Raw genomic sequence first — 13710 nt, 5'->3', positions numbered from 1 at the left:
TTCTTTCACATTTTCGCAACATAAGTCAGTGAGTGACCGATGGTTCATAGTGGTGCGTGTCGCGGATGGGTGAAAAATACGAAGTGCAGCAGGCGCCAGTCAGGAAGCCGGGTAATGGCGACCAGGCGCTAGCCGACAGGTTTTCAGCGCCCTCAAGATCGAGCGCCGCCCGCGCGGCGCATCGCGGATGAATCCGCTCCTACATTTGCTGCAACGTACCTATACCTGTCAGGCCATGGTTGACCGCCTTGGTGGTACGACACGGTATCGAGTCGACCTCAACAGCCGCCCCGCGATTCATCGTCGAAAGCCAAAGGCGGGCAACACCTCTCTGACAGGTCATGGCACGTTGCAAAAAATGTAGGAGCGGATTCATCCGCGATGCGCCGCGCGGGCGGCGCTCGATCTAGAGAGCGCTAAACAACTTCCGGCATGCACTTGGTAGCCATCACTCGCTCCTCTCAATGTGCAATCAATTGCCGCAACACGTAATGCAGAATGCCGCCCGCCTTGAAGTACTCCACTTCATTCAAAGTATCGATGCGACAAAGCACGGCAATGGTTTCCTCGCTCCCGTCCTCGCGGCTGATGCGCAGGTGCAGGCTCATCCGTGGTTCGATGCGCGCCCCGGTAAGGCCGAGGATGTCGATCTGCTCGCGTCCGCTGAGCTTGAGCAGCTTGCGGTCCTGCCCGGCGCTGAACTGCAGCGGCAGCACGCCCATGCCCACCAGGTTGGAGCGGTGGATGCGTTCGAAGCTTTCCGCCAGCACCGCCTTGACCCCCAGCAGGTTGGTGCCTTTTGCAGCCCAGTCACGGCTCGACCCGGTGCCGTATTCCTGCCCGGCGATCACCACCAGCGGGGTGCCTTCGTCGCGGTAACGCATGGCCGCATCGTAGATCGCCAGTTTTTCGCCGCTGGGGATGTGCAGGGTGTTGCCGCCTTCCTCGCCGCCGAGCATTTCGTTGCGGATACGGATATTGGCGAAGGTGCCGCGCATCATCACTTCGTGGTTGCCGCGCCGCGAGCCGTAGGAGTTGAAGTCTCGCGGCTCCACGCCTTTGTCCCGCAGGTAGCGCCCGGCCGGGCTGTCGGCCTTGATATTGCCGGCGGGCGAGATGTGGTCGGTGGTCACCGAGTCCCCGAGCAGGGCCAGAATCCGCGCGCCGTGGACATCCTCGATCGCCGGCGGTGGACCGGAAATCCCTTCGAAGAACGGTGGATGCTGGATGTAGGTGGAATCGTCCTGCCAGACGTAGGTCGCGGCCTGCGGCACTTCGATGGCTTGCCATTGCTCGTCGCCGGCGAAGACCTCGGCGTATTCCTTGTGGAACATCGCCGTGTCCACCTGCGCCACCGCCGCGGCAATTTCCTGCTGGCTCGGCCAGATATCCCGCAGGTACACCGGCTGGCCGTTGGCGTCGGTGCCGAGCGGATCGCGGCTCAGGTCGACGCGCACGCTGCCGGCCAGGGCGTAGGCCACCACCAGCGGCGGTGAGGCCAGCCAGTTGGTCTTGACCAGCGGATGGACCCGGCCTTCGAAGTTGCGGTTGCCCGACAGTACCGACGCCACCACCAGATCGGCCTTGGCGATGGCCGCCTCGATCGGGTCGGCCAGCGGCCCGGAGTTGCCGATGCAGGTGGTGCAGCCGTAGCCCACCAGGTCGAAGCCCAGTTCGTCCAGGTAGCGGGTCAGGCCGGCGGCGTTGTAGTAGTCGGTCACCACTTTGGAGCCGGGAGCCAGCGAACTCTTGACCCAGGGCTTGCGTTGCAGGCCCTTTTCCACGGCTTTTTTCGCCAGCAGGCCGGCCGCCATCATCACGCTGGGGTTGGAGGTGTTGGTGCAGGAGGTGATCGCGGCGATCACCACGGCGCCGTCCTTCAAGGTGTGCTCCTGACCGTCGAGGCTGAAGCGGGTTTCGCCGGGCTGGTCGCCGTCGGCGCCGCTGTTGGCGCGCCGCACGTTCAAACCGAGGAAATCATCGAAGGCCTGGCTGACGCCGGGCAGGGAGACCCGGTCCTGCGGCCGTTTCGGCCCGGCCAGGCTGGCCTGGACCTCGAGCATGTCGAGCGCCAGGGTGTCGCTGAACAGCGGCTCCTGGCCGGGCAGGCGCCACAGGCCCTGGGCCTTGCAATAGGCTTCGACCAGTTCCACGGTTTCCGCCGGCCGACCCGACAGGCGCAGGTAATCCAGGGTGACCTCGTCCACCGGGAAGAACCCGCAGGTCGCGCCGTATTCCGGGGCCATGTTGGCCAGGGTGGCGCGGTCGGCCAGCGGCAGGTCGGCGAGGCCGTCGCCGTAGAACTCGACGAATTTCCCCACCACGCCTTTCTTGCGCAGCATTTGCGTGACCGTCAGCACCAGGTCGGTGGCGGTGATGCCTTCGCGCAGCTTGCCGGTGAGTTTGAAGCCGATCACCTCGGGAATCAGCATCGATACCGGCTGGCCGAGCATCGCCGCCTCGGCTTCGATACCGCCCACGCCCCAGCCGAGCACGCCGAGGCCGTTGATCATGGTGGTGTGAGAGTCGGTGCCGACCAGGGTGTCGGGGAAGGCGTAGGTGCGGCCGTCTTCCTCGCGGGTCCAGACGGTGCGGCCGAGGTATTCCAGGTTGACCTGGTGGCAGATGCCGGTGCCGGGCGGCACCACGCGGAAGTTGTCGAACGCGTTCTGGCCCCAGCGCAGGAAGGCATAGCGTTCGCCGTTGCGCTGCATTTCGATATCGACGTTCTGCGCGAAGGCGCTTGGAGTGGCGTAGCGGTCCACCATCACCGAGTGGTCGATCACCAGATCCACTGGCGACAGCGGGTTGATCCGCTGTGGATCGCCGCCGGCCCGCTCCATGGCCGCGCGCATGGCGGCCAGGTCGACCACCGCCGGCACGCCGGTGAAGTCTTGCATCAGCACCCGCGCCGGGCGGTACTGGATTTCGCGGTCCGAGCGGCGCTCGCGCTGCCAGTCGGCGAGGGCGGTAAGGTCGGCGCCGGTGACGGTCTTGCCGTCTTCCCAGCGCAGCAGGTTTTCCAGCAGCACCTTCAGCGACATCGGCAGGCGCTGCAGGTCGCCCAACTGGCGGGCGGCCTCGGTCAGGCTGTAGTAGTGATAAGGGCGGCCATTCACCGCCAGGGTCTTGAGGGTTTTCAGGCTGTCGAGCGAGGGCATTGACCAACTCCTTCTGAGTCGGTGAGCGGCCTTGCTGTCGCCGCTTCACCGGCTCTGTGACGATCCGCACGGCACGGACCTGGCTGAACAGTCAGGTTAGTCCTGTTTCATCGACCTGACCCTTTACTGGACCGGCGGGGCATGTCGCCAGTTCCGAAACTCCTTTATCATTCGCCGATTTTCACCGGGGCAGCTTGTCCCCGGTCAGGGCTGGGGCGCATCGGCTGCCAGCCGTTCTGGAGTGAGTGATGAATACCCTGTTCATGCATTGCCGGCCCGGTTTCGAGGGCGAGGTCTGTTCCGAGATCAGTGAACACGCCGCGCGTCTTGGCGTTGCCGGCTATGCCAAGGCCAAGCCGCAGAGCGCCTGCGCCGAGTTCATCTGCAACGACGCCGAAGGCGCCGAGCGGATGATGCGCGAGCTGCGTTTCAACCAGTTGATCTTCCCTCGCCAATGGGCGCGGGGCAGCTTTGTCGAGCTGCCGGAAACCGACCGCATCAGCGTATTGCTGGAGCATCTGGCGGATTACCCGGTGGCCGGCAGTCTCTGGCTGGAAGTGATGGACAGCAACGACGGCAAGGAGCTTTCGACCTTCTGCCGCAAGTTCGAAGGCCCGCTGCGCAAGGCCTTGCTCAAGGCCGGCCGTCTGGTCGAGGACGGCCCGAGCGCGCGGCTGTTGCTGACCTTCGTCAGCGGTCGGCGGGTGTTTCTCGGCGTGGCCGACGCGGCCAACTCGGCGATGTGGCCGATGGGCATCCCGCGCCTTAAATTCCCCCGCGAGGCGCCAAGCCGCTCGACCCTCAAGCTGGAAGAGGCCTGGCACCACTTCATCCCGCGCGACCAGTGGGACCAGCGCCTGTCGGATGACATGACCGGCGTTGACCTCGGGGCCGCGCCGGGCGGCTGGACCTACCAACTGGTCCGCCGCGGCATGCTGGTGACCGCCATCGACAACGGGCCGATGGCCGAAAGCCTGATGGACACCGGGCTGGTCCAGCATTTGATGGTCGACGGTTTCACCTGGAAGCCCAAGCAGACCGTGGACTGGATGGTCTGCGACATCGTCGAGAAACCGGCGCGCACCGCGGCGATGGTCGAGGAATGGCTGGGCGGCGGGCACTGCCGCGAGGCGGTGGTCAACCTGAAACTGCCGATGAAGCAGCGCTACGCCGAAGTGCGCCGTCTGCTGGACCGCATCGAGGAAGGCTTCAAGGCGCGCAAGGTAAAGGTCTCGATCGGCTGCAAGCAGCTCTATCACGACCGCGAGGAAGTGACCTGCCACCTGCGCCGTCTCGACCTCAAGCCGCGCTGAATTCGCTTACTGATTACGGAGTCCCGAATGACCGATCTCACCCCTGATGCCGTGCTCGACGCCACCGGCCTGAACTGCCCGGAGCCGGTGATGATGCTGCACCAGCACGTGCGCGACCTCGCCGCGGGCGGCCTGCTCAAGGTCATCGCCACTGACCCCTCGACCCGCCGCGACATTCCCAAGTTTTGCGTATTCCTCGGTCACGAACTGGTGCAGCAGCAGGAAGAGGGCGGCACCTACCTCTACTGGATCCGCAAGAAGCTCGACTGAACCTCAGCGTCCCGCCCGGCGAATATGCCGGCGGGTGCTGCGCGCCAGGCGGATCGACAGCATCAGCGCCGCGCAGGTCAGGCCGGCGATCAGGCCTTGCCACAACCCGCTCGGGCCGCTGGCCGGGCCGAAGACATCGGTCAGGCCGAGCAGGTAGCCGACCGGCAGACCGATGCCCCAATACGCGAACAGGGTCAGGATCATCGTCACCCGGGTGTCCTGATAACCGCGCAGCGCACCTGCGCAGATGACCTGGATGGCGTCGGAGAACTGGTACAGCGCGGCGAACACGATAAGCATCGCGGCAATCTGGATCACCGTGGTGTCCGGCGTGTAGATCGCCGCGATCTGCTCGCGCAGCAACAGAATCAAGCTGGCCGAGAACGCGGCGAACACCAGCGCCGTACCCAGCCCGACCAGGGCGGCGAAGCGCGCCTGGTACGGGTCGCCGGCCCCCACCGCCTGACCGACCCGCACGGTCACCGCCATCCCCAGCGAATACGGAATCATGAACAGCAGAGAGCTGATGTTCAGGGCGATCTGGTGCCCGGCCACCACGGTCGGGCCGAGGCTGCCGATCAGCAGGGCGATCACCGCAAAGATGCTCGATTCGGCGAATACGGCGATGCCGATTGGCAGGCCGATGCCGAGCAGGCGCTTGATCACCGCCCACTGCGGCCGGTCGAGCCTGACCAGTACGCGGCTACTGGCGTAGGCCGGGGCCCAGCGGCTCCAGGCCGCCATGCTCAGGGCCATGAACCAGCCGACGATGCCGGTGGCCCAGCCGCAACCGACACCGCCCAGCGCCGGCATGCCGAAGTGACCGTAGATCAGCACCCAGTTCAGCGGAATGTTCAGCAACAACCCGCACAGACCGATGACCATGCTCGGCCGGGTGCGGCCCAGGCCATCGCTGTAGCAGCGCAGCACGTAGTAAAGGGCGATGCCGGGGAAACCGAAGGCGATGCCTTGCAGGTAGCCCATGCTCGGGCCGATCAGTTGGGGATCGACCTTCATCAGCCGCAGGATCGGTTCGGCGCTGAGCAGCATGGCGCTGGACAGCAGACCTACCACCAGCGCCAGCCACAGTGCCTGGCGTACCAGCGGGCCGATTTCGCCGTGCTGGCCGGCACCGAAGCGCTGCGCCACTTTCGGCGTGGTCGCCAGGAGGATGCCGGTCATCAGCAGGTACACCGGAATCCAGATCGAGTTGCCGAGCGCGACCGCCGCCAGATCTTCCGGGCTGACCCGGCCGGCCATCACCGCATCGACGAAGCCCATGGCGGTGGTCGCCAGTTGCGCGACGATGATCGGCGTGGCGAGGTGCAGCAGCCCGCGTGTTTCGGCGCGTATTCGGGCGGGGCGGGAGAGGGTGGTTGTAGCGGAAAGGGTCACTAGGCGGTCGTCCGGTGGCAGTGTGCGGAAAACCGGGCAGTCTACGCCCTGACGCATTGGTCAGGAAATGGGTGGGTTGGATGTGCAGGTCGATCGCAACACCTTGTAGCCCCTTACCCACTCCCGGCCCTACACTGCGCTCCCCCACAGGAGAGCACCATGCTGATAGTTGCCGACGAAAACATCCCGCTGCTCGATGCCTTCTTTGCCGGGTTTGGCGAGATCCGCCGTTACCCCGGCCGGGCCATCGACCGCGACTGCGTGCGCGATGCCGACGTGTTGCTGGTGCGCTCGGTGACCAAGGTCGACCGTGCGTTGCTGGAGGGCAGCCGGGTGCGCTTCGTCGGCACCTGTACTATCGGCACCGATCACCTGGACCTGCCGTACTTCGCCGAGGCCGGCATTCACTGGTCCAGCGCGCCGGGCTGCAATGCCCGTGGGGTGGTGGATTATGTGCTGGGCAGCCTGTTGACCCTCGCCGAGCTGGATGGCGCGGACCTGGCGTCGCGCACCTACGGTGTGGTTGGCGCCGGTGAAGTCGGCGGGCGTCTGGTCGAAGTGCTGCGCGGGCTGGGCTGGAAGGTGCTGGTCTGCGACCCGCCGCGGCAGGCGACGGAGGGTGGTGAGTATGTCGGGCTGGAGCAGATTCTCGCCGAGTGCGATGTCATCAGCCTGCATACCCCGCTGACCCGCTCGGGCGAGCAGGCCACCTGGCATTTGCTCGACGCCGAGCGCCTGGCGAGCCTGCGCGAGGGCGCCTGGCTGATCAACGCCAGCCGTGGCCCGGTGATCGACAACATCGCGCTGCGTGAGCTGTTGCTGGATCGCGAGGATGTGCTGGCGGTGCTGGACGTCTGGGAAGAAGAGCCACAAGTGGACGCGGAGCTGGCCGACCTGTGTGTTATCGCCACCCCGCATATCGCCGGTTACAGCCTCGACGGCAAGCAGCGCGGCACGGCGCAGATCTATCAGGCGTTCTGCGCCTGGCGTGGCGAGGCGGCGCAGGTCTGGCTTGCCGATTTGCTGCCGCGCCCGTGGCTGGCGCGGCTGGAGTTGCAGGGCGACAGCGATCCGGTCTGGGCGCTGGCGACACTGTGCCGGGCGGTCTATGACCCGCGACGCGACGATGCTGATTTCCGCCGTAGCCTGAGCGCCGATCCGGCGCAGCAGCGGGCGAACTTCGACCTGTTGCGCAAGGGGTATCCGGTGCGGCGGGAAATCGAAGGGCTGCGGGTACGGATCGACGGGGAGTCGGCGGCGCTGCGCCAGATTGTGCGGGCGTTGGGGTGTGTGCTGGAAAACTGACAGGTCTGCGAGCTTATCCATTCGCTGTGGCGAGGCTGCTGGCTCCTGTATCCGGCAGCGTGAGTGACGACTTCTGAAGCGACGCCGTTTTTGCGGGAGCTTGCTCGCGTAGGGCCGGAGGCGGGAGCCAGCGGTTTTCGTCAATAAAAAACCCGGCGCAGGCGCCGGGTTTCGAATGAGGTGGAGCTTCAGCTCTTCTTCGCCGGGGCGACCCGGCTTTTTTCCAGTTCGCTGCACGCTTGCTGGATCATCTGCTCGGTGATCGGGATCTCGCGCCCTTGGGCGTCGATGATCGAACCGTGCACCGGTACAGGTTGTACCGAACGTTGCTGGGTATTCGCGCTGCTATGTTGCAAGCTCATTTCCTGTCTCCTCTTCAGGTGGCAAGCCTAGATTAAATCCGCGTGATGACCGGTCTGTTACAACTCCATCGCCGTTCACATCATGCGAGCAATCAGTCCACCAGAAAGTTCAGTGCAGAGCCAGAGGTGCTTTAGACCGATCCGGTCTATGGCCTGCGCCCCTGCGTTGTAAACCCCCGCGCTCAATGGCGGCAATGCGCCTCCCGGGTGTAGGCTGCACGGCAGATCCGACAGACGGCAGCCCTCATGTTCAATCCGCTTTCCTCGCGTCAGCGCCAGGCCCTGCAACTGGCCTGGCGTTTCGTTCGCCCGTACCGCAAACAGTCGTTGCTCGCCTTGCTGGCGCTGGTGGTGACAGCGGGCATCACCTTGTCCATGGGCCAGGGCATCCGCCTGTTGGTGGACCAGGGTTTCGTGACCCGCTCGGCCGACCTGCTCGGGCAGTCCATCGCGCTGTTCATGGCCTTGGTGCTGGCCCTGGCGGTGGGGACGTTCGCCCGTTTCTACCTGGTGTCGTGGATTGGCGAGCGGGTGGTGGCCGATATTCGCCAACAGGTGTTCGATCACCTGATTGGCCTGCATCCCGGCTTTTTCGAGCACAACCGCAGTTCCGAAATCCAGTCGCGGCTGACCGCCGATACCACGCTGCTGCAGTCGGTGATCGGCTCGTCGCTGTCGTTGTTCCTGCGCAACATGCTGATGGTCCTGGGCGGCATCGTGCTGCTGTTCGTCACCAACCCCAAGCTGACCAGCATCGTGGTGCTGGCGCTACCGTTGGTGGTGGCGCCGATCCTGATCTTCGGCCGCCGGGTGCGCTCGTTGTCCCGGGAGAGCCAGGACCGCATCGCCGATGTCGGCAGCTACGTCGCCGAAACCCTCGGCCAGATCAAGACGGTGCAGGCCTACAACCACCAGCCACGGGATCGCCAGCGTTTCGGTGAAACGGTGGAGGCGGCGTTCGCCACGGCGCGCAAACGTATCGTCCAGCGCGCCTGGCTGATCACTCTGGTGATTGTGCTGGTGCTGGGTGCGGTGGGGGTGATGCTCTGGGTCGGCGGGATGGATGTGATCGCTGGGCGTATCTCCGGTGGCGAGTTGGCCGCTTTTGTCTTCTACAGCCTGATCGTCGGCAGCGCCTTCGGCACCGTCAGTGAAGTGATCGGGGAGTTGCAGCGCGCCGCGGGCGCCGCCGAGCGTATTGCCGAGTTGCTTGCCGCGCGCAGCGAGATTGTCGCGCCGCAGGACGGTGGCATGCGTCTGCCGCCACGGGTGAGCGGCCGGCTGGAGTTGCAGGTGGTGCGCTTTGCCTACCCGTCGCGGGCCTCGCGACCTGCGATTGATGGCCTTGACCTGACCGTCGAGCCGGGCCAGACCCTGGCGCTGGTGGGGCCGTCCGGCGCGGGCAAGTCGACGCTGTTCGACCTGCTGCTGCGTTTCTACGATCCACAACAAGGGCAGATTCTGCTCGACGGCCAGCCGCTGACCCGGGTCGATCCGCAGGAGCTGCGCCGGCATTTCGCCCTGGTGGCGCAGAACCCGGCGCTGTTCTTCGGCAGTGTCGAGGACAACATCCGCTACGGCCGCGCCGACGCCAGTTTCGCCGAGGTCGAAGCCGCCGCCCGCAGCGCGCATGCTCACGAATTCATCCTGCAATTGCCCAACGGCTACCAGACCCACCTCGGCGACGCCGGCCTCGGCCTTTCCGGCGGTCAGCGCCAGCGCCTGGCGATTGCCCGGGCCTTGCTGGTGGATGCGCCGATCCTGTTGCTGGATGAGGCCACCAGCGCCCTCGATGCGCAGAGCGAGTACCTGATCCAGCAAGCCCTGCCGACCTTGATGGCCGGGCGCACGACGCTGGTGATCGCCCACCGCCTGGCCACGGTGCAGCATGCCGATCGCATCGCGGTGATCGATCAGGGCAAGGTGGTGGCGGTGGGGACGCACCTGCAGTTGATCGCCGAAAGCCCGCTGTATGCGCGGTTGGCGGAATTGCAGTTCGGCCCCTGAACCGGTTTTTTACAGATATGTGACAGGATTTGTATCGGCTGTCACATTTCTGTAGCAATCCCCTGAGAGTATCGATTTCAACTGTTGCGTAAGTGCTCGATGCAGTTTCGCTGCCGTCCCCTGATGGCAGCTTTTTTTTGCCTGTGATTCGAGGACATGGATGTCTTTGCTCGGCCGTTGCCGCCGTTTCCATCCTTTGTTCCGAGATCCCGCCGATGCCTCTGCGTACCTCCCTGAGAATGCAAATCCTCGCCCTGCTTGCCGGCAGCCTGTTGGCGATGCTGCTGATTGCCCTGGTCTGTTTCCGTCTGCTGTCCGCCAGTGTGGATGGCTACAGCCAACTGGTCAGTGGTCCGTTGCGGGCGTCGCAGCAGATCGATGAAGCCAACCTGCAATTCAAGATCCAGGTCCAGGAGTGGAAGAACGTGCTGCTGCGCGGCAAGCAGCCGGCGGACCTGGACAAATACTGGCAGCAGTTCCAGGCGCAGGAGCGCCAGGTGCAGGATATCCTCGGCCAACTGGTGCGGGAGAACGCTGGCCATGCGCCGTTGCACAACAGCCTCGTGCAGTTGAAAGACAGTCACCGGCAGTTGGGCGAGGCCTATGCCCGCGGCCGCGAGGCGTTTCTTGCGGCGGGGGCTGATCCGGCGGCGGGGGACTTGGCGGTCAAGGGCGTGGACCGTGCGGCCAGCGAGCAGATGAGCGCACTGGTCAGCCAGTTGCGCGCCGCGTCCACGGCGCAGGCCGGGGAACTCAGCGAGCAGGCGCAGCGCACCGTCTGGCTGGGCCTGTCGATCATGTTGCTGTCGGCGCTGGCGATTGGGCTGTTCAGCCTGTGGCTGGTCAACCGCAGCTTGATCGAGCCGATCCGGCGCCTGATCGAATACGTCGCTCATCTCAGCCAGGGCCGTTTCGATGCCCGCGTTGCCAGCGATCGCCAGGACGAACTGGGCCGGCTGGCGGTGGCGGCCAACACCCTGCGTGACTTCCTCGCCGACACCGTTGGCCGCCTGCAGGACAACGCCGGTGAGCTGGAAAGTGCCAGCGGCGACCTGCGCACCCTGGCGGGCGGCATGGCCCGCGGGACCGACGACCAGTTCCAGCGCACCGACCAGGTCGCCACGGCGATGCACGAGATGTCCGCCACTGCCCAGGAAGTCGCCCGCCATGCCGCAGAAGCGGCACGGGCGGCGGATGATGCCGACCACAGCGCCCAGGCCGGCGAGCAGGTGATGCAGGCGACCATCGACACCATTTCCCGGGTCAACCGGGAAATCGCCGGTACTGCCGGGGTGATCCGGCACCTGGAGCAGGACAGCGGACGGATCGGCAAGGTGCTGGAAGTGATCCGCGGCATCGCCGAGCAGACCAACCTGCTGGCGCTCAACGCGGCTATCGAAGCGGCGCGGGCCGGCGAGGCCGGGCGTGGTTTCGCCGTGGTTGCCGATGAAGTGCGCAACCTCGCGCAGCGCACAGCGTCATCCATTGCCGAGATCAACCAGATCATCAGTGCGGTGCAGTCCGGCGCGGTGGAGGCGGTCAAGGCGATCGAGGCGGGCCAGGCGCAGAGCGAGGAGGGGGCCGAGCAGGTTCAGCGCGCGGGCGACATGTTGAAACGCATCACCCTGGCGGTGGAGGAGATCCGCGACATGAACCGGCAGATCGCTACCGCCGCCGAGGAACAGACCAGCGTTGCCGAGGATATTTCCCGCAATCTGGTGGAAATCACCCGTATCGCCACCGACAACCAGGGCGCCGTGCAACGTACCGAACGCGCCGGCCATCGCCTGCATGAACTCTCCGGGCAACTGGGTGCAGTCACCGCGCGTTTGTCCGCTTGAACGTTTAAGCCTGGGGGAAATCCGCCACTTGCTGACTAAACAGGCAGCAAGCCTGGCGGGATCCCGCCATGAAAACCGGCAAATATGGGGTGCGACCACACGCCTCGCCTATTAGCCGTTGGTCGAGCTGAAGTTGGCCCGCTTCCTGCTTTAGGCCGGACAGCGCGGGCCATGTCCCGTGTTTAGACCAGAGGCTGCCGCGGCAGCCACGGCAAAAGACCGCTCCCCGCTTCTCCGATACCCCAGCCATTCGCCCGTGTTGGGTCCGGCGCAACCGTCCGGGCCTTGTGCATGTTCGGCATCGTGTGAGCAAAACCATAAAACCAGGGCGTGCACCCGGGTGCGGCGGTCAGGCCAATCACTTCACTTCAATTGGATTGAAATATGAAAAAAATCCTTTTGGCGCTCCTGTGCCTGAGCGTCATTGGTTGTTCCAAGCCCAGTGAACCGGAAAAGACTGTCGATGTGCTGCTGATCGGCGGCGGCATCATGAGTGCCAGCCTCGGGACCTACCTCCACGAACTCGAACCCCAGTGGTCGATCAACATCTATGAGCGCATGGATCAGGTCGCCGAAGAAAGCTCCAACGCCTGGAACAACGCCGGTACCGGCCACTCCGCGTTCTGCGAGCTGAACTACACCAGCGAAGGCGCCGACGGCAAGATCGACATCAGCAAGGCCGTGGCGATCAACGAACAGTTCGAAATCTCCAAGCAGTTCTGGGCCTATCAGGTCGAGCAGGACGTGCTGCGCAACCCGACTTCGTTCATCAACAGCGTGCCGCACATGAGCTTCGTCTGGGGCGACAAGAACGTCGAGTTCCTCAAGAAGCGCCATGAAGCCCTGCAGCACAGCTCGCTGTTCCGCGGCATGGAGTTCTCCGAAGACCACGCCCAGATCGCCAAGTGGGTGCCGATCGTGATGGAAGGCCGCGCCGCCGACCAGAAGATCGCCGCGACTCGCATGCCGATCGGTACTGACGTGAACTTCGGCGAAATCACCCGCCAGTTGGTGGGCTCGCTGACCAAGAGCGAGAACGTCAAGCTGCACGTGCGCCACGAAGTCCGCGACATCAAGCGCAATGCCGACAACACCTGGACCGTGGTCGTTGCCGACCTTGGCAACAAGGGCGTCGAGTCCAGCGTCAAGGCCAAGTTCGTCTTCATCGGTGCCGGTGGTGGCGCGCTGAAGCTGCTGCAGAAGTCCGGCATTCCTGAAGCCGAAGGCTATGCCGGCTTCCCGGTGGGTGGCCAGTTCCTGATGACTGACAACCAGGACATCGTCGCTCGCCACAAGGCCAAGCTGTACGGCAAGGCTTCGGTCGGCGCGCCGCCGATGTCGGTTCCGCACCTGGACACCCGCGTCATCGATGGCAAGGAAGTCCTGCTGTTCGGCCCGTTCGCGACCTTCTCCACCAAGTTCCTGAAAAACGGTTCGCTGCTGGACATGTTCGCGGCCCTGACCAGCCACAACATCATGCCGATGACCCATGCCGGTATCGACAACATCGACCTGAGCACCTACCTGATGGGCCAGTTGATGCTGAGCTTCGACGACCGCATGGCGGCGCTGCGCGAGTACTTCCCGCAGGCGAAGAACGAAGACTGGAAATTGCTGCAGGCCGGCCAGCGCGTACAGGTGATCAAGAAAGATCCGGTGCACGGCGGCATTCTGCAGTTCGGTACCGAGATCGTTGCGTCTGAAGACGGCACCATCGCCGCGCTGCTGGGTGCTTCGCCAGGTGCTTCCACCGCCGCGCCGATCATGCTCAGCGTGCTGGAAAAAACCTTCAAGGACCGCATCAAGACGCCTGAGTGGCAGGCCGGTCTGAAGAAGATCGTTCCGACCTACGGCCAGAAGCTCAACAACAACCTTGAGCTGACCAACCAGACCCGTGAGTGGACCAGCTCGCGTCTGGGCCTGACCTTCATGCCGGTGTTGCCGGAAGAAGTGGCGGCTGCCCAGTAAGGCAGTTGGACCGCTTCGCGAGCAAGCTCGCTCCTACAGAATTTGCATATCCCCGTAGGAGCGAGCTTGCTCGCGATTGATGGCAGAC

9 protein-coding genes and 1 pseudogene are annotated in these 13710 nt (G+C 64.6%); 7 read left to right on the top strand and 3 right to left on the bottom strand.

The window, feature by feature from the left end; translation table 11 throughout:
• Positions 1-461: 461 nt before the first annotated feature.
• Positions 462-3161: an aconitate hydratase AcnA gene (acnA, locus tag NTD88_RS14995; RefSeq protein ID WP_262154763.1), complete on the bottom strand. Its 2700-nt coding sequence runs from the start codon at positions 3159-3161 to the stop codon at positions 462-464.
• Positions 3162-3409: 248 nt separating this feature from the next.
• Here acnA and rlmM point away from each other — a divergent pair, with 248 nt between their 5' ends.
• Both rlmM and tusA read left to right on the top strand, forming a co-directional pair.
• Entirely contained in the window at positions 3410-4474 is a 1065-nt protein-coding gene (gene rlmM, locus NTD88_RS14990) for a 23S rRNA (cytidine(2498)-2'-O)-methyltransferase RlmM (protein ID WP_262154762.1), read from the top strand.
• 27 nt (positions 4475-4501) lie between these two features.
• Positions 4502-4744, top strand: coding sequence for a sulfurtransferase TusA (gene tusA / locus NTD88_RS14985; protein WP_095157984.1), 243 nt, complete (start codon positions 4502-4504; stop codon positions 4742-4744).
• 3 nt (positions 4745-4747) lie between these two features.
• Here tusA and NTD88_RS14980 read toward each other — a convergent pair whose 3' ends face one another.
• Entirely contained in the window at positions 4748-6139 is a 1392-nt protein-coding gene (locus NTD88_RS14980) for an MATE family efflux transporter (RefSeq protein ID WP_262154761.1), read from the bottom strand.
• A 159-nt stretch (positions 6140-6298) separates the two neighbouring features.
• On the opposite strand from NTD88_RS14980, the gene pdxB reads away from it, so the two are divergent.
• The gene (pdxB, locus tag NTD88_RS14975) at positions 6299-7444 is read left to right on the top strand and encodes a 4-phosphoerythronate dehydrogenase PdxB (RefSeq protein ID WP_262154760.1); all 1146 of its coding nucleotides are present in this window, start codon (positions 6299-6301) and stop codon (positions 7442-7444) included.
• A gap of 188 nt (positions 7445-7632) precedes the next feature.
• On the opposite strand, the gene NTD88_RS14970 is transcribed toward pdxB, so the two are convergent.
• Positions 7633-7806 carry a PA1571 family protein gene (locus tag NTD88_RS14970; RefSeq protein ID WP_175653801.1) on the bottom strand — a complete coding sequence of 58 codons (174 nt, stop codon included), beginning with the start codon at positions 7804-7806 and terminating at the stop codon, positions 7633-7635.
• 246 nt (positions 7807-8052) lie between these two features.
• On the opposite strand from NTD88_RS14970, the gene NTD88_RS14965 reads away from it, so the two are divergent.
• From NTD88_RS14965 to NTD88_RS14955, 4 genes and pseudogenes are all read left to right on the top strand, one after another.
• A complete protein-coding gene (locus NTD88_RS14965) occupies positions 8053-9813 on the top strand; it encodes an ABC transporter transmembrane domain-containing protein (RefSeq protein ID WP_262154759.1) in 1761 nt (586 codons plus the stop codon).
• Positions 9814-10028: 215 nt separating this feature from the next.
• Positions 10029-10721 (top strand): annotated as a pseudogene (locus NTD88_RS29260) (methyl-accepting chemotaxis protein); the annotation flags it as partial.
• 165 nt (positions 10722-10886) lie between these two features.
• The gene (locus tag NTD88_RS29255) at positions 10887-11654 is read left to right on the top strand and encodes a methyl-accepting chemotaxis protein (protein WP_410017282.1); all 768 of its coding nucleotides are present in this window, start codon (positions 10887-10889) and stop codon (positions 11652-11654) included.
• Positions 11655-12038: 384 nt separating this feature from the next.
• Entirely contained in the window at positions 12039-13622 is a 1584-nt protein-coding gene (locus NTD88_RS14955; RefSeq protein ID WP_262154755.1) for a malate:quinone oxidoreductase, read from the top strand.
• The last annotated feature ends 88 nt before the right edge of the window (positions 13623-13710 follow it).

It is taken from the genome of Pseudomonas sp. 20P_3.2_Bac5 (genome assembly GCF_025466035.1).
Lineage (GTDB): Bacteria > Pseudomonadota > Gammaproteobacteria > Pseudomonadales > Pseudomonadaceae > Aquipseudomonas.
Note: the sequence above shows the minus strand (reverse complement) of the source record. Positions and strands in the feature narration are given on the sequence as shown.